Origin of the sequence: Streptomyces sp. NPDC005408 (genome assembly GCF_040606445.1) — a bacterium.
Classification (GTDB): domain Bacteria; phylum Actinomycetota; class Actinomycetes; order Streptomycetales; family Streptomycetaceae; genus Streptomyces.
The window spans coordinates 76711-93372 of record NZ_JBEXEX010000016.1 but is presented as its reverse complement, the minus strand read 5'-3'; the positions used below and the strand labels follow the sequence as shown (position 1 = coordinate 93372).

Genomic DNA, 16662 nt, shown 5'->3' with positions numbered 1-16662 from the left:
TGAGTACGGGGCGCGGGAACAGTTCCCGCGCCCCGTCCACAAGGCTTACGCGTCGAGCGACGTCATCACGTGCTTGATCCGCGTGTAGTCGTCGAAGCCGTACGACGAAAGGTCCTTGCCGTAACCGGACTTCTTGAAGCCACCGTGCGGCATCTCCGCGACCAGCGGGATGTGCGTGTTGATCCACACACACCCGAAGTCGAGGTTCTTGGACATGCGCATCGCGCGCGCGTGGTCCTTGGTCCACACGGAGGAAGCGAGGGCGTACTCGACGCCGTTCGCCCACTTCAGGGCCTGCGCCTCGTCCGTGAAGGACTGGACGGTGATGACCGGGCCGAAGACCTCGTTCTGGATGATCTCGTCGTCCTGCTTGACGCCCGAGACGACGGTCGCGGCGTAGAAGTAGCCCTTCTCGCCGACCTGGTGGCCGCCCGCCTCGACCTTGGCGTGTGCGGGAAGCCGCTCGATGAAGCCGCTGACCTGCTTGAGCTGGTTGGCGTTGTTGAGCGGGCCGTACAGCACGTCCGCGTCGTCCGGCGCGCCCGTCTTCGTGTCCGCGGCGGCCTTCGCCAGCGCCGAGACGAACTCGTCGTGGATCGACTCGTGCACGAGCACACGCGTCGCGGCCGTACAGTCCTGGCCCGCGTTGAAGTAGCCCGCCACCGCGATGTCCTCGACGGCCTTGGCGATGTCCGTGTCCTCGAAGACGACGACCGGCGCCTTGCCGCCCAGCTCCAGGTGCACGCGCTTGACGTCCTTGGCCGCCGACTCGGCGACCTGGATGCCCGCCCGTACGGAACCGGTGATCGACGCCATCGCCGGAATCGGGTGCTCGACCATCGCGCGGCCGGTGTCCCGGTCGCCGCAGAGGACGTTGAAGACACCCTTGGGCACGATCGCGCCGATGATCTCGGCCATCAGCACGGTCGACGCGGGGGTGGTGTCCGAGGGCTTGATGACGACCGTGTTGCCCGCAGCCAGCGCGGGCGCGAACTTCCAGACGGCCATCATCATCGGGTAGTTCCACGGCGCGACCTGCGCGCAGACGCCGACCGGCTCACGCCGGACGATGGAGGTCATGCCCTCCATGTACTCGCCGGCCGAGCGGCCCTCGAGCATCCGGGCCGCACCCGCGAAGAAGCGGATCTGGTCCACCATCGGCGGGATCTCTTCGGTACGGGTCAGCTCCAGCGGCTTGCCCGTGTTCTCCGACTCGGCGGCGATCAGGTCCTCGGCCCGCTCCTCGAAGGCGTCCGCGATCTTCAGCAGAACCTTCTGGCGCTCGGCCGGGGTGGTGTCGCGCCAGGCGGGGAAGGCGGCCGCGGCAGCATCCATGGCGGCATCGACGTCGGCCTGCCCGGAGAGCGGAGACGTGGCGTACACGTCGCCCGTGGCCGGATTGACGACCTCGATGGTCCGCCCGTCGGCGGCGTCCCGGAACTCCCCGTTGATGTAGTTGCGCAGACGACGCAGCTCGGTGGTCACTGTTGCCACCCCTCCTGTCAGATGTCCGATGGGTGAGATACCCACCCTAATCTCTCTGGTGGCGCTTTCGACAGTGCCGACCCTCCACAACTTCGGATTCAGTAAGATTCGACCTCTTGAACAACGAATTTCATCGCTCAAGGGTTGCGGGACAGACGAGTCGCAGTGCAGAGTGAGCTCGTGGCCAGTCGTAACCCAGACTCCAGGAACGGCAGCGGATCGTCCCCGACGGTCGACGCCGTGTCCCTAGCAATCATCGAACAGCTCCAGGAGGACGGGCGCCGCCCGTACGCCGCGATAGGCAAGGCCGTCGGCCTCTCCGAAGCGGCCGTGCGCCAGCGCGTCCAGAAGCTGCTCGACCAAGGCGTGATGCAGATCGTCGCCGTCACCGACCCGCTCACCGTGGGCCTGCGACGCCAGGCGATGGTCGGCATCAGGGTCGAGGGAGACCTCGACCCGGTGGCCGATGCACTCACCGCTATGGCCGAATGCGAGTACGTGGTCATGACCGCGGGCTCCTTCGACCTGATGGTGGAGATCGTCTGCGAGGACGACGACCACATGCTCGAAGTGATCAACAAGCGGATCCGCACGCTCCCCGGCGTGCGCTCCACCGAGAGCTTCGTCTACCTCAAGCTCAAGAAGCAGACCTATATGTGGGGAACCCGATAGCCGTGAGCAAGGACCTCTCCAAGACCGCGTACGACCACCTGTGGATGCACTTCACGCGGATGTCGTCGTACGAGAACGCACCTGTCCCCACCATCGTGCGTGGTGAGGGGACCTACATCTACGACGACAAGGGCAAGCGCTACCTCGACGGCCTCTCCGGCCTGTTCGTGGTCAACGCCGGCCACGGCCGTCACGAGCTCGCCGAGGCTGCGTACAAGCAGGCTCAGGAGCTCGCCTTCTTCCCCGTATGGTCGTATGCCCACCCGAAGGCCGTCGAGCTGGCCGAGCGACTGGCGCAGCACGCCCCGGGCGACCTGAACAAGGTCTTCTTCACCACCGGTGGCGGTGAAGCGGTCGAGACCGCCTGGAAGCTGGCCAAGCAGTACTTCAAGCTCAAGGGCCAGCCGACCAAGTACAAGGTCATCTCGCGTGCGGTCGCCTACCACGGCACCCCGCAGGGCGCCCTGTCCATCACCGGCCTGCCCGCGCTCAAGGCTCCCTTCGAGCCGCTGGTCCCCGGCGCTCACAAGGTGCCGAACACCAACATCTACCGTGCTCCGATCCACGGCGACGACCCCGAGGCCTTCGGCCGCTGGGCCGCCGACCAGATCGAGCAGGAGATCCTCTTCGAGGGCCCCGAGACGGTCGCGGCCGTGTTCCTGGAGCCGGTGCAGAACGCCGGTGGCTGCTTCCCGCCGCCGCCCGGGTACTTCCAGCGGGTCCGCGAGATCTGCGACCAGTACGACGTGCTGCTCGTATCGGACGAGGTCATCTGTGCCTTCGGCCGCCTCGGCACGATGTTCGCCTGCGACAAGTTCGGCTACGTACCGGACATGATCACCTGCGCCAAGGGCATGACCTCGGGCTACTCCCCGATCGGCGCGTGCATCGTCTCCGACCGTCTCGCCGAGCCGTTCTACAAGGGCGACAACACCTTCCTGCACGGCTACACCTTCGGCGGCCACCCGGTCTCCGCGGCGGTGGGCCTGGCCAACCTCGACATCTTCGAGAAGGAAGGCCTCAACCAGCACGTCCTCGACAACGAGAGCGCGTTCCTCAACACCCTGAAGAAGCTCCACGACCTGCCGATCGTCGGCGACGTCCGCGGAAACGGCTTCTTCTACGGCATCGAGCTGGTGAAGGACAAGGCCACCAAGGAGACCTTCACCGACGAGGAGACCGAGCGCGTGCTCTACGGCTTCCTCTCGAAGGCGCTCTACGACTCCGGCCTCTACTGCCGCGCCGACGACCGTGGCGACCCGGTCGTGCAGCTGGCGCCGCCGCTGATCTCCACGCAGGAGACCTTCGACGAGATCGAAGGCATTCTGCGCAGCGTCCTCACGGAGGCCTGGACGAAGCTCTAGCCGCTGCCGGCTCACCCCTGGTTGCTTACGGCTGGTTGCTTACGGCGAACGGCCCGGGGCACCCTCACTCATTCGGCCATCCGAGTGAGATGGGGTGCACCCGGGCCGTGTGCTTCCCGCCACCCCGGTTCTGAATCCTTAGCGTGCCGAGTGACCGATCGGCCCTGTCTTCGTTCCCCCGGACGGGGGAGGGGAAATCTGATCAGAACCGAGGTGTACGCCATGGTGGCTCCGCCGGACAACGATGTGCTCTGGGCACGGTCCCTGCACCACTCCCACAACGGCTCGCCCGCGCTCGTCGGCGTATCGCTGGGCGTACGGGAGGGCGAGATCCTCGCCGTGTGCGGGCCGCGCGGAAGCGGCAAGACCACGCTCCTGAGATGCCTTTCCGGTCAACTCGTCGCGCAGGACGGCGAGGTCTGGTTCAACAGCTCCCCCGTGCACACGCTGAGCCCGCCGCGGCGCGAGCGGCTGCGCAGGGACCGCTTCGGGTGGATCGATCCCGAGCCGACGCTGGTCCCGGAGCTGACGGCATGGGAGAACGCCGCCCTGCCGCTGCTGCTGCGCGGCATCTCGCACCGCGCGGCGAAGACCGCTGCGATGGAGTGGCTGGAGCGGCTCGACATCGGCGCGTGCGCCCGTAAGCGGCCGCACGCGCTGCTGCAGGCGCAGCGGCAGCGGGTCGCGACCGCGCGTGCGCTGGCCGGTACGCCGTCGGTGCTGTTCGCGGACGAGCCGACGGCGACGCTGCACCGCGCGGACCGGGCGCATGTGCTGCGTACGATCACGGCCGCCGCGCGTTCGCACCGCATCACCGTCGTGCTCGCCACGCACGACCTGGAGGTGGCGGCGCTCGCGGACCGTTCGATCGCGCTCGTCGACGGACGGCGCGTCAACTCCCTCGCGACCGCCGACGCGGAAGGCCGGGCCGAGTGCTCGCTCTCCGTCTAGCCCGCGGCTCGCAGCCACTGGTCCTGCTGCGCCGGCTGATGGTGGCGGCGGCATCCGCGGGCGTCGGCTTCCTGCTGCTGTGCACGCTGACGTACGCGCTGTCCCATCCCACCGACTCCGGTACGTCAGGGGTACGGCTGCTGTGGTGTCTGATCCCGCTCGCGGCGACGGTGCACTTCGCGGTGGCGGTGGCGCGTACGGATCCGAGTACGCGTCCCAGAGCGGGGCTCTCGGCGATCGGCCTGGGGCCCGCCCGGCTCAGCGCGCTGGCCGCGGTGTCGACTGCCGTGTCCGGCACGCTCGGCAGCATGGTCGCGCTGCTGTTCTTCCTGCATCTGCGGGGCGATCTGACAGGGCTGCCGTTCGACGGGGCGGCGGCGGACGCACTGGCGGCGGACCAGCCACTGCCGCTCGCCGCGGCGCTGACGCTGCTCACGCTGGTGCCGGTGGCGTCGTCGGTGGCGGCGGCGCTGACGCTGCGCCCGCGCCGCGCTCCATTGCCCTCGCCCGCACCCTCTCCGGCCTCCTTTCCAGCCCCCTCTCCAGTCCTTGCTCCCGCGGCTTCTCCTGCGAGCGGACTGCCGTGGGGGGTCGCGCTGATGGCGTTGGGCCTGGCCGCCGAGACGTACGCGAGCCGTGGCGGGTCCGGATCCCCGCTCCCTCTTCCGGGCGAATTCGAGGGCCACTTCGAGGGCAACCCGGCCGGCGTGCTCGCGGGCTGGACCCTGACCGCCCTGGGCCTCGCCCTGGCGGGCCCCGGCATCACGCGCTTCTGCGGCCGCCTGCTCCAGTCCCACCGCCCGGGCCCGACCCGCCTGCTGGCGGGCCGCACCCTGATGGAGGAATCGAGCCGCATCGGCCGCCCGCTGGGCGTGGTGTGCGCGGTCGCCGCGGCGGCCCTGGCGGCGTCCACCCTCTACGACGAGTCGGCCCCCCGCTCCCTCGGCCCCCTCACCAGCCTGGGCGCGGCCCTGGTCATCACCTGCACCACGGCAACGCTCCTGGTCTCGGCCCTGGAGGCGAAGGAGGCCCGCGCCACGACGACGGAGTCCCTCCGCCGCCTGGGCACTCCCCCGGCCCTCCTGCGCCAAGCAGCGGCCCTGCGCGCGGGAACGCTGCTCGTGATCTTCACCCCGCTGACCTGCGCGGTGGGCGCGCTTGCGGCGTTTCCCCTCTCGGGCTGACGGCTCGGGCTGCCCTGGGCCCGGCTTCCGGAAGGGGTAGGGGTGGGGGGAAACCCACCCCCACCCCCTATCGTGGCCGCATGGCGCCTCCACCCGGACCCCACCCCGACCGCGAGATCGAATCCCTCGAAGAGTTCGATCTCGCCGTCACCCGCGGCACCCTCGCCGGACACCGCGTGCAGTCCGTCGACCTCACCGACCGCACCTTCGCGCTGTTCACCGCCGACACCACCGGCGCCGTATTCCTCGGCTGCCCCATGCAGCCCGACGCCGCCGCCAAGGTCAGGGCCGACGGTGCGCTCGTGTTTCCGCCCGTTCCCGATCTGCACTTCGACCCGTACCGCGGGCTCCTCTACTCCCCCGACGAGCTCTTCGAAGGCCTCACCACCGGCGGCTACGAGGCCACCCCGGACGCCCGCGCCTACGCCTGGTTCCAGGAGACCAAGGCCGACGGCGACATCTTCGCCTCGATGCTCCGCTCGATCCACGACGACGCCATCTCCGACGCCCTGGACGAGCACCTCGTCGGCGCCCGCGTCGTCGGTGTGATGGGCGGCCACGCCATGGCCCGCGGCACGGACGCCTACGCCGGCGCCGCCCGCCTCGGCCGCGTCCTCGCCAGGAGCGGGCTCACCGTCGCGACCGGCGGCGGCCCCGGCGCGATGGAGGCCGCCAACCTCGGCGCGTACGCCGCACCGCATCCCGACGAGATGCTCGACGAGGCGCTCGAACTACTCGCCAAGGCCCCCTCGTTCACCCCGTCCGTCACCGACTGGGCCGACGCCGCCTTCGAGGTCCGCGACCGCTGGCCCGGCGGCGGTGACTCCATCGGCATCCCCACCTGGTTCTACGGCCACGAGCCGCCGAACGCCTTCGCGGGCCACATCGCCAAGTACTTCGCCAACGCCACCCGCGAGGACGGCCTCCTCGCCCGCTCCAACGCGGGCGTGATCTTCCTGCCCGGCGCCGCAGGCACCGTCCAGGAGATCTTCGACAACGCGACCCCGAACTACTACGAGTCCCGCGGCGAGCCGACCCCCATGGTCCTCGTCAACCGCGCGCACTGGACGCAGACGCTCCCCACCTGGCCGCTGCTCCAGTCCCTCTCGGCCGGCCGCCCGATGGAGTCCCGTATCGCGCTCGTCGACTCGGTCGACGAGGCTCCGGCGGCGCTCATGAGCCTGACCGGCGGCGATCAGTCCGGCGAGCAGCGCGGCAAGTAGTCGCCGAAAAGCAACTTGCGAGGCCGAAGACGCGTCTGGCAGTCCAGCCGGAGTTGGACTGACCCCACGTGAACGGAGCCCTTGGTGCTGATCGGCCTACTGACCGCTGTCGCGGCCTCGATCTGTTACGGCACGGGGTCGGTGCTCCAAGCTGTCGGATCCCGCAAGTCCGCGCGCCGTGAGGCGGCCGCGGCGGGCGTCACGCAGCACGGCGGGCCGAGCCTTTCGTCCACCGCAAAGGCGGCGATGACCTGGGAGTTCATCGTCGGCACCATCCTGGATTTCGTCGGCTTCGGCCTGGGCGCGCTGGCCGCCCGCCTGCTCCCCCTCTTCCTCTCGCAGACCGTGATCAGCGCCAATCTGGTGATCACGGCCGTGCTGAGCGTCAAGCTGCTCGGCATCCGGCTCACCCGCGCCGAGTGGACGTCGATCGCCGTCGTCTGCTCGGCACTCGTGCTGCTGGCCACGGCGGCGGGCCCGGAGGGCAGCGGTCACACCCCGATCGCGACCCACTGGTGGCTGCTGGCGATCTCCGTGCTGCTGATGGCCGGTGGCACCGTCGTCGTACGCCTCCTCGGCGCGCGCGCCGCGATCCTGGCCGGTCTGCTGTCGGGGCTCGGCTTCGGCGCGCTCGGTGTCGGCGTACGGGTACTGAACGGCATCGACCCCTTCGACCTGGGCGCTCTGCTCTCGGACCCGGCGCTGTACGCGATCCTGGTGGCCGGGATCGGCGGCATGTATCTGCACACGGTGGCCCTGCAGATCGGCTCCGTGAACGGTGCGACGGCCGCGCTGGTCGTGGGCGAGACCGTACTGCCGGGCATGATCGGCGTGCTGTGGCTGGGTGACTCGTCCCGCTCGGGCTTCGCGTGGATGGCGATCCTCGGTTTCGTACTGGCGGTGACGGGCGCGGTCGCGGTCGCCTGGTTCGGCGCTCCGGAGGCCCACGGCACGGAGCCGGAGTCAGAGCCGCAGCCGCCCGGCGCAGACGAGACGCGTCCGGCAGACATGGTCACCGTTCGCTGAGCACGACCACATCCTCGGCTTCGAAAACCACGCCCACCTCGGCCCCTTCCTCTGGCGCGTCCCGCAGCGAGCACTCCGCCTCCAGCGGCGGCGCGTCAGCGGGCCTCAGCCGTACGGCGACGTGGTTGCCGCGGAACGTACGCCCCTCGACCCTGCACGGCAGCCCGGCAGACGCGTCGTCCAGCCGTACGCCCGCGGGCCGGACCAGCACCTTGCACTCGCCCTGCGTCGAACCGTCCGGAACCGGGATCTTGCCCCACACCGTGTCGGCGGCCGTCCCGCTCACCGTCGCCGCGACGACGTTGTCGAAGCCGAGGAAGCGGGCGACGAACTCGGACGCGGGCCGCTGCCAGACCTCCAGCGGGGTGCCCGCCTGGGCGATCCGGCCGTCCCCCATGACCACGACACGGTCGGCGAGCGCGAAGGCCTCGCCCTGGTCGTGGGTGACGGCGAGGACGGTGGTGCCCAACCGCCCGAACAGCTCGCGCAGTTCGACGACGAGCCGCTCGCGCAGCCCCCGGTCCAGCTGACCCAGCGGCTCGTCCAGCATCAGCAGCCGGGGCTCCGGCGCGAGCGCCCTCGCCAGCGCCACCCGCTGCTGCTCGCCGCCGGAAAGCGAGGCCACGGCCCGGCGCTGAGCGGCCGGCAGCCCGACGAGCTTCAGCAACTCGTTGACGCGGCGCGCCTGTTCGGCCCGGCCGACACCGCGCATCCGCAGCCCGAAGGCGACATTGCCGCCGACGTCACGCTGCGGGAAGAGCTGGTGGTCCTGGAACATCAGGCCGACTCCGCGCCGGTGCACCGGCACCCCTGCCTGGTCGACGCCGGACAGCAGCACCCGTCCGGCGTCGGCGGACTGGAGCCCGGCGACGATCCGCAGCAGCGTGGACTTGCCGCTGCCGCTCGGCCCCACCACGCAGACGATCTCGTGCTCGGCGACCTCCAGGTCCACCGAGTCGAGGGCCGCCCGCGCCCCGAACCGTACGGTCACGTCCTCCAGTCGCAGCAAGGCCATCAGAACTCCCCGGAGGTCTTGTCGGTACGGATGCGTTCGAGGAGCAACAGTGCCGCCGCGCACACCATCATCAGGATCGTCGAAAGGGCCATCGCCTGCCCGTAGTTGAGCTCGCCGGGTCGGCCGAGCAGGCGTGCCACGGCGACCGGCAGCGTCGGATTGTCGGGCCTGGCGATGAAGACGGTCGCCCCGAACTCGCCGAGCGAGACGGCGAAGGCGAACCCCGCCGCAATCAGCAGCGCACGCCGCACCATGGGCAGGTCGACCTCACGCCACACGCGCAGCGGCGAGGCCCCGAGCACGGCAGCGGCCTCGCGCAGCCGCTCGTCGACCGCCCGGAGGACCGGCAGCATGGTCCGTACGACGAACGGGATACCGACCAGTGCCTGCGCCAGCGGTACGAGAATCCACGACGTCCGCAGATCGAGCGGCGGCTTGTCGAGGGTGATCAGAAAACCGAAGCCGACGGTCACCGCGGAGACCCCGAGCGGAAGCATCAGCAGCGCGTCGAACCCGCGCACGAGCCGCCCCGCGCGCCGGGTGAGCGCTGCCGCCGCGAGCCCGCCGACGACCAGTGCGACAGCCGTCGCCGCCAGCGCGTACTGCATCGAGTTCCAGATCGCCTCGATCGGCGGGACGAGGAAGCTGCTGCCCGCATCACCTGTCGAATGCAGGGCCCGGTAGAAGTCGAATCCGTAACCGCCCGGCCCGTCCAACGAGCGTTCGACGAGCACCCCCAGCGGCATCAGGATCAGCAGCAGCACGGTGAGCAGCACCCCGCCGAGCAGCGCCCACTGCCCGGCGCCACGCGGCCTGCGTGCGGTCTGCGCGGGGTCGACCAGTCTCAGCGCGCTCTCCCGCCGCCGCACCATCGACGCGTGAACGGCGAGGATCGCGCCGACGGCGGCGAACTGCACCAGGGTGAGCACGGCCGCCGTCGGCAGATCCAGCAGCTGGGCGGTCTGCCGGTAGATCTCCACCTCAAGCGTGGAGAAAGTCGGCCCGCCGAGGATCTGTACGACGCCGAACGAGGTGAAGGTGAAGAGGAAGACCATCAGGGCGGCCGCGGCGACGGCGGGCCCGAGCGCGGGCAGCGTCACCCGCCGCCAGGCTGCGAGCCGCCCGGCACCCAGCACCCGGGCGGCCTCCTCCTGACGCGGGTCGAGCTGTGACCACAGGCCGCCCACGGTCCGTACGACCACGGCGTAGTTGAAGAAGACGTGTGCGAGCAGAATCGCCCACACGGTGGTGTCCAGCCTGATGCCCCACAGCTCGTCGAGCAGTCCGCCTCGGCCGAGGAGCGCCAGGAACGCGGTCCCCACGACGACGGTCGGCAGCACGAACGGGACGGTCACCACCGCCTTCAGCAGCCGCTTGCAAGGAAAGTCGAAGCGTGCGAAGACATACGCGCCGGGCAGCGCGATCAGCAGCGTGAGCGCGGTGGAGGCGAGGGCCTGCCAGAAGGTGAACCAGAGCACGTGCTGGATGTCGGCGCGGCTCAGCACCTCGCCGATCCGGCCGAACTGCCATACCCCGTCGACCTGGAGGCCGCGGCCGACGATCGAGACGACGGGGTAGGCGAAGAAGACCGCGAAGAACACGACGGGCCCGGCCATCAGCCCGAGCCGCGCCGCATTCCCGCGGACGGACTTCGTTACTTCAGTACGAGCGAGGACCATGACTGGACCCACTGCTCACGGTTCTTGGCGATCTTGTCGGGGGCGACGGTCTCCGGCTTGTCGATGACGGCGCCGAACTTGGTGAACGCCTCGGGCAGCTTCGCGCCCTTGACCACCGGGTAGACGAACATGTTGAGCGGCATGTCCTCCTGGAACTGCTTGGAGATCAGGAAGTCCAGCAGGGCCTTGCCGCCCTCCTCGTTCTTCGCGCCGTTCAGCAAGCCCGCGAACTCCGTCTGGCGGAAGCAGGTTCCGGTCGCGACCCCGGTCGGCGCCCCGGTCGGCTGCGGCTTGGCGAAGACCACCTCGGCCGGCGGGCTGGAGGCGTACGAGACGACGAGCGGCCGGTCCCCCTTGGCCTTCTTGCCGCCGGCGGAACCGGAGAACTCGTTGTTGTACGCCTGCTCCCAGCCGTCGACGACCTTGACGCCGTTGCTCTTCAGCTTCTTCCAGTAGTCCTGCCAGCCGTCCTCGCCGTACTTGCCGACGCTGCCGAGGAGGAAACCGAGGCCGGGCGACGACGTCGCCGCGTTCTCCGTGACCAGCAGGTTCTTGTACTCGGGCTTGATCAGGTCGTCGAAGGACTGCGGCGGCGCCAGCTTCTTGTCGGCGAAGTACTTCTTGTCGTAGTTGACGCAGATGTCGCCGGTGTCGACGGGCGTGACGCGGTGCTTGTCCTTGTCGAGCTGCACCTCGTCGGGCACCTGGTCCAGGCCCTTGGCCTCGTACGGAGTGAACAGATCATTGTCCAGAGCGCGCGAGAGAAGGGTGTTGTCGACGCCGAAGAAGACATCGCCCTGCGGGGAGCCCTTGGTGAGGATCTCCTTGTTGAGGGCGGCGCCCGCGTCACCGCTCTGGAGCAGCTTGACCGTGTAGCCGGTCTCCTTGGTGAACTGCTTCAGTACGGCGGGGGAGGCGACGAACGAGTCGTGGCTGACGAGCGTCACGGTCTTGGACTTCGGGCCGCTGTCGGTCGAGGAGTTCTTGGACTCCCCGCACGCGGCGAGCGTCGAGACGCCGAGCGCGACGGCAATGGTGGAAACCGCCCACTTCTTGGTGGTGCTCACTGAAATTCCTCCTGGAGTGACCAGGAAGAGACGCGGCCCTGCTCACACGGTGTGAGCAGGGCGCAACAGCTTGAGTGGTGACCGAACTTCCTACCCAGAATGACCTGGGCAAGGTTCAGAGGGTCTGCGACCTGACGGCGTCGCACTCTCAGCGCTGTGGCGCTCCCCTGTCGGAATATGCAAATGTTCGAGCCCAGACTACCGCTCGGATGCCGCGAGCTGTCCGCAGGCTCCGTCGATCTCCTGGCCACGGGTGTCCCGGACGGTCACGGGCACACCATGGGCCGCGATCGCCTCCACGAAGGCCTTCTCGTCCTCGGGGCGGGATGCCGTCCACTTCGATCCCGGCGTCGGGTTGAGCGGGATCAGATTGACGTGGACCCGCTTTCCCTTCAGCAGGCGGCCGAGCAGATCGCCCCGCCACGCCTGGTCATTGATGTCCCTGATCAGCGCGTACTCGATGGAGATACGGCGGCCGGACTTCTCCGCGTACTCCCAGGCTGCGTCCAGGACCTCGCGGACCTTCCAGCGTGTGTTGACCGGGACCAGGGTGTCGCGCAGCTCGTCGTCCGGTGCGTGCAGCGAAACGGCGAGACGGCACTTGAAGCCCTCGTCGGCGAGGCGGTGCATCGCGGGCACCAGACCGACGGTCGAGACGGTGATCCCACGCTGCGAGAGTCCGAGACCGTCCGGCTCCGGGTCGGTCAGACGGCGGATGGAGCCGACGACCCGCTTGTAATTGGCGAGCGGCTCGCCCATGCCCATGAAGACGATGTTGGACAGCCTCGCCGGGCCGCCCGGCACCTCGCCGTCGCGCAGGGCGCGCATGGCGTCGACGATCTGGTGCACGATCTCGGCGGTCGACAGATTCCGGTCGAGACCCGCCTGCCCGGTGGCGCAGAACGGACAGTTCATCCCGCAGCCGGCCTGCGAGGAGATGCACATCGTCACCCGGTCCGGGTAGCGCATGAGCACGGACTCGACGAGCGTGCCGTCGTGCAGCCGCCACAGGGTCTTGCGGGTGGTGTCGTCGTCGCACGAGATGTGCCGAACGACCGACATCAGGTCGGGCAGCAGCTCGGAAGCGAGCTTCTCGCGCGCGGCCGCGGGGATGTCGGTCCACTGGGCGGGGTCGTGGGCATACCGCGCGAAGTAGTGCTGCGAGAGCTGCTTGGCGCGAAACGGCTTCTCGCCGATCGCGGCGACGGCGTCCTTGCGCTCGGCGGGCGTGAGGTCGGCAAGGTGCCGCGGGGGCTTCTTGGCTCCGCGGGGCGCGACGAAAATGAGTTCTCCGGGCTTGGGCATGGTCCTACCAGTGTCGCAGAGATACGAAGAGGGGTTCGCCGCCCTGTGGACAACGAACCCCTCACGTCAAACGCGCAGGTCAGCCGGACCCGACGAAGATCACCATCAGCAGCCACACCACCGGAGCGGTGGGCAGCAGCGAGTCGAGACGGTCCATGATGCCGCCGTGTCCCGGCAGCAGCGTGCCCATGTCCTTGATGCCGAGATCCCGCTTGATCATCGACTCGCCCAGGTCGCCGAGCGTCGCACTGGCCGCGACCGCGAAGCCGAGCAGCAGACCCTGCCACCAGGTGCCGTCGTCGATCACGAACTCCATGAGCAGCGCGCCCGCCACCATCGCGAACGCCACCGCGCCGACCAGGCCCTCGCGGGTCTTCCCGGGGCTGATGCGCGGCGCGAGCTTGTGCTTGCCGAAGCGCCAGCCGACGGCGTACGCACCCGTGTCGCTCACCACGGTCAGCACCAGGAAGGTGAGCACCCGCTGCGGCCCGTCGTCGGCGGTGAGCATCATCGCGACGAACGTCGCCAGGAACGGCACGTAGAACGCAGCAAAGACGCCTGCCGTGACGTCCTTCAGATATCCCTCGGGGGGTTCCGTCATCCGCCAGACCAGCACCGCGAGCGCTGTGAGTGCCATCGCGACCCAGGCGCCCTCCGCACCGCGCACATAGCCGGCCACGACCATTGCCGCGCCGCCCACCGCGAGCGGCACCAGCGGCGCCTTGATCTGCTTGCGCTCCTCGAGACGCGAGGTGAGCTCCCACAGCCCGACGACGACGGCGACCGCTATCACGCCGACGAACACGGCCTTGACGATGAAGAGCGATGCCACGATCACCGCGCCGAGCCCGACACCGACCCCTATGGCCGCCCGCAGATCACGGCCGGCCCGCTTCTTCTGCGGCGGCTCTGGCGCCGGCGGCGGGGTGGGCATGGGCTCCTGCGGCATCTCGTCCCGGAACAGAGGGCCACTCAGCCGAGCGGCCCCCCGGTCGCGGTCGTCGTTCTGGTCGCGGTCATTACGGTCTTCGGCGTCTCTACCTGCGTCGGGAAAGTCCGGCACGATGGGCATGGGCCGAGTCTGCTGTGCGTCATGCTCATCGTATGCGGGACCCGCCGGGGCAGGTCCCTGGTCGGGCGGTCCCCAGAAACCGGCTCTCGGCGGGGCCCCCCAGGAAGAGTCGTTCATCAGACCTCGAGCAGCTCGGCTTCCTTGTGCTTCAGCAGCTCGTCCACCTGCGCGACGTACTTCGCGGTGGTGTCGTCGAGCTCCTTCTCGGCACGGCGGCCCTCGTCCTCGCCGACCTCGCCGTCCTTGATGAACTTGTCGATGGTCTCCTTGGCCTTGCGGCGCACGGAGCGAATCGAGATCTTGGAGTCCTCGGCCTTGGTCTTGGCGACCTTGATGTACTCCTTGCGGCGGTCCTGGGTCAGCTCCGGGAACACCACCCGGATGATATTGCCGTCGTTGCTCGGGTTGACGCCGAGGTCGGAGTCGCGGATGGCCTGCTCGATGTTGCGCAGCGCGCTCTTGTCGAACGGGGTCACCACGGCCATCCGCGCCTCGGGTACCGAGAACGAGGCCAGCTGGTTGATCGGAGTCAGCGCACCGTAGTAGTCCGCCACGATCTTGTTGAACATCGCCGGGTGCGCACGTCCGGTGCGGATCGCGGCGAAGTCATCCTTGGCGACCAGGACGGCCTTCTCCATCTTCTCCTCGGCCTCGAGGAGGGTCTCTTCGATCACCACTTGCTCCTGCGTGTCTTGAGTAGGCCCGGCGTTCGACTGGGCCGGCGGAACCTGTGTCGCGTCTTTCCTGCACGGTGTCCGACCGGCAGGACTTTGTCCATCCCTCGGGACGTCCCCCGGGTCAGGCCCTGGTGCCCTGGTCGCTCACGAGCGTGCCGATCTTCTCACCCTTGACGGCCCGCGCGATATTGCCTTCGGCGAGCAGTTCGAAGACGAGGATCGGAAGGGCGTTGTCGCGGCAGAGCGTGATGGCCGTGGCGTCGGCGACCTTGAGGTTGCGGGAGAGCACCTCGCCGTACTCCAGCGCGTCGAACTTCACCGCGTCGGGGTTGGTCTTGGGATCGGAGTCATAGACCCCGTCGACACCGTTCTTGCCCATCAGCAGGGCCTCGGCGTCGATCTCCAGGGCGCGCTGCGCCGCGGTGGTGTCGGTGGAGAAGTACGGCATGCCCATACCGGCGCCGAAGATGACGACGCGGCCCTTCTCCAGGTGGCGCACGGCGCGCAGCGGGATGTACGGCTCCGCGACCTGCCCCATGGTGATGGCGGTCTGGACGCGGGAGTCGATGCCCTCCTTCTCCAGGAAGTCCTGGAGGGCGAGGCAGTTCATCACCGTGCCGAGCATGCCCATGTAGTCGGAGCGGGCCCGGTCCATGCCGCGCTGCTGCAGCTCGGCCCCGCGGAAGAAGTTGCCGCCACCGATGACGACCGCGATCTGCGCACCGTCGCGGACGACCGCGGCGATCTCGCGCGCGATGGCGTGTACGACGTCGGGGTCGACACCGAGTGCGCCGCCACCGGCGAAGGCCTCACCGGACAGCTTCAGCATGAAGCGCCCGGCGTTCTTGACGTCGTGGTCGCTCTTGTCGTCGGCAGCCTGGTTGGCGTCCGCGCCCTTGTTCATGGAGATCTCCTCGTGCACATACAAAGAAGGCCATTGCCTTGGGGTGCTGGTGTCCCTGTCGGCAATGGCCTCCTCGTCAGATCTGCGGTCGTCCGGCGCGAGCGCGACCGGCGACTGCGTAAGGAACCCTAGCGGGCTCCCGTGTCGATCGCTTAACGGGTCAGATGCCGACCTTGATGCGCGCGAAGCGCTTCAGCGTGACACCGGCCTCGTCCAGGACCTTCTGGACGGACTTCTTGTTGTCGAGCGCGTACGGCTGGCCCAGGAGGGTGGCCTCCTTGAAGAAGCCGTTCACGCGACCCTCGACGATCTTCGGGAGGGCGGCCTCGGGCTTGCCCTCGGCGCGCGTGGTCTCCTCGGCGACGCGGCGCTCGGTCTCGACGACCTCGGCCGGGACGTCCTCACGGGAGAGGTACTTCGGCGCGAAGGCGGCGATGTGTTGAGCGACGCCCTTGGCGATCTCGGCGTTCTCCTTGTCGAGCTCGACAAGGACACCGATCTGCGGCGGGAGGTCGGGCATGGTGCGGTGCATGTACGCCGTGACATAGGCACCGGAGAACTGCGCGAAGCGGTCCAGGACGATCTTCTCGCCGAGGTTGGCGTTGGCCTCGTCGACGTACGCCTGGACGGTCTTGCCGGGCTCGATCTCGGAGGCGAGCAGCGCCTCGATGTCCGCCGGAGAAGTGGCGGCGGCGTGCGCGGCGAGCGCGCCCGCGACGGCCTGGAACTTGTCGCCCTTGGCGACGAAGTCCGTCTCGCACTTCAGCTCGAGGATGACACCGGAGGTGTTGTCGTCGGCGATCAGGGAGACGACGGCGCCGTTCTCGGCGGAGCGGCCCTCGCGCTTGGCGACGCCCTTCTGGCCTCTGATGCGCAGAGCCTCGACGGCCTTGTCGACGTTGCCCTCGGCCTCGTCCAGCGCCTTCTTGCAGTCCATCATGCCGGCGCCGGTGAGCTCGCGGAGCTTCTTGACGTCAGCGGCGGTGTAGTTCGCCATGTCCTTTGAATCTCTCTCGAAAGTCGAAAGTCGAAGATCTA

15 protein-coding genes and 1 riboswitch are annotated in these 16662 nt (G+C 69.0%); of the genes, 6 read left to right on the top strand and 9 right to left on the bottom strand.

Going from position 1 to position 16662, the window contains the following annotated elements; all coding sequences use genetic code 11:
• Positions 1-45: 45 nt before the first annotated feature.
• A complete protein-coding gene (locus tag ABZS64_RS17655; RefSeq protein ID WP_355830005.1) occupies positions 46-1485 on the bottom strand; it encodes a gamma-aminobutyraldehyde dehydrogenase in 1440 nt (479 codons plus the stop codon).
• A gap of 180 nt (positions 1486-1665) precedes the next feature.
• Here ABZS64_RS17655 and ABZS64_RS17650 point away from each other — a divergent pair, with 180 nt between their 5' ends.
• From ABZS64_RS17650 to ABZS64_RS17625, 6 genes are all read left to right on the top strand, one after another.
• The gene (locus ABZS64_RS17650; protein WP_355829843.1) at positions 1666-2157 is read left to right on the top strand and encodes an Lrp/AsnC family transcriptional regulator; all 492 of its coding nucleotides are present in this window, start codon (positions 1666-1668) and stop codon (positions 2155-2157) included.
• A complete protein-coding gene (locus tag ABZS64_RS17645) occupies positions 2142-3521 on the top strand; it encodes an aspartate aminotransferase family protein (RefSeq protein WP_355829840.1) in 1380 nt (459 codons plus the stop codon). Before ABZS64_RS17650 ends, ABZS64_RS17645 begins: the two co-directional genes overlap by 16 nt.
• A 222-nt stretch (positions 3522-3743) precedes the next feature.
• Positions 3744-4472, top strand: a complete 729-nt coding sequence (locus tag ABZS64_RS17640) for an ATP-binding cassette domain-containing protein (protein WP_355829837.1) — start codon at positions 3744-3746, stop codon at positions 4470-4472.
• Positions 4454-5656 (top strand): hypothetical protein, encoded by a 1203-nt coding sequence (locus tag ABZS64_RS17635; RefSeq protein ID WP_355829834.1) that lies wholly within the window; start codon positions 4454-4456, stop codon positions 5654-5656. Before ABZS64_RS17640 ends, ABZS64_RS17635 begins: the two co-directional genes overlap by 19 nt.
• 80 nt (positions 5657-5736) lie before the next feature.
• Complete coding sequence (locus ABZS64_RS17630; protein WP_355829831.1) at positions 5737-6879, top strand: LOG family protein; 1143 nt, start codon at positions 5737-5739, stop codon at positions 6877-6879.
• Between the two features lie 84 nt (positions 6880-6963).
• Complete coding sequence (locus ABZS64_RS17625) at positions 6964-7905, top strand: hypothetical protein (protein WP_355829828.1); 942 nt, start codon at positions 6964-6966, stop codon at positions 7903-7905.
• Here the strand turns inward: ABZS64_RS17625 and ABZS64_RS17620 are convergent.
• The 8 genes from ABZS64_RS17620 to tsf all read right to left on the bottom strand — a co-directional run bounded on the left by ABZS64_RS17620 (position 7892) and on the right by tsf (position 16621).
• The gene (locus ABZS64_RS17620; protein WP_355829825.1) at positions 7892-8920 is read right to left on the bottom strand and encodes an ABC transporter ATP-binding protein; all 1029 of its coding nucleotides are present in this window, start codon (positions 8918-8920) and stop codon (positions 7892-7894) included. The genes ABZS64_RS17625 and ABZS64_RS17620 overlap by 14 nt on opposite strands.
• Positions 8920-10536, bottom strand: coding sequence for an iron ABC transporter permease (locus ABZS64_RS17615; RefSeq protein ID WP_355829822.1), 1617 nt, complete (start codon positions 10534-10536; stop codon positions 8920-8922). The genes ABZS64_RS17620 and ABZS64_RS17615 overlap by 1 nt, the downstream gene beginning before the upstream one ends.
• A 38-nt stretch (positions 10537-10574) precedes the next feature.
• Complete coding sequence (locus ABZS64_RS17610; RefSeq protein ID WP_355829819.1) at positions 10575-11666, bottom strand: thiamine ABC transporter substrate-binding protein; 1092 nt, start codon at positions 11664-11666, stop codon at positions 10575-10577.
• A 69-nt stretch (positions 11667-11735) separates the two neighbouring features.
• Positions 11736-11845, bottom strand: a riboswitch (TPP riboswitch).
• 19 nt (positions 11846-11864) lie between these two features.
• The gene (gene rlmN / locus ABZS64_RS17605) at positions 11865-12971 is read right to left on the bottom strand and encodes a 23S rRNA (adenine(2503)-C(2))-methyltransferase RlmN (RefSeq protein ID WP_355829817.1); all 1107 of its coding nucleotides are present in this window, start codon (positions 12969-12971) and stop codon (positions 11865-11867) included.
• A 79-nt stretch (positions 12972-13050) separates the two neighbouring features.
• Positions 13051-14160 (bottom strand): phosphatidate cytidylyltransferase, encoded by a 1110-nt coding sequence (locus ABZS64_RS17600; RefSeq protein ID WP_355829814.1) that lies wholly within the window; start codon positions 14158-14160, stop codon positions 13051-13053.
• Positions 14160-14717, bottom strand: coding sequence for a ribosome recycling factor (gene frr, locus ABZS64_RS17595; protein WP_142213399.1), 558 nt, complete (start codon positions 14715-14717; stop codon positions 14160-14162). The genes ABZS64_RS17600 and frr overlap by 1 nt, the downstream gene beginning before the upstream one ends.
• Before the next feature lie 124 nt (positions 14718-14841).
• A complete protein-coding gene (pyrH, locus tag ABZS64_RS17590; RefSeq protein WP_355829810.1) occupies positions 14842-15624 on the bottom strand; it encodes a UMP kinase in 783 nt (260 codons plus the stop codon).
• Between the two features lie 160 nt (positions 15625-15784).
• A complete protein-coding gene (gene tsf / locus ABZS64_RS17585) occupies positions 15785-16621 on the bottom strand; it encodes a translation elongation factor Ts (protein WP_355829807.1) in 837 nt (278 codons plus the stop codon).
• Positions 16622-16662: the final 41 nt, after the last annotated feature.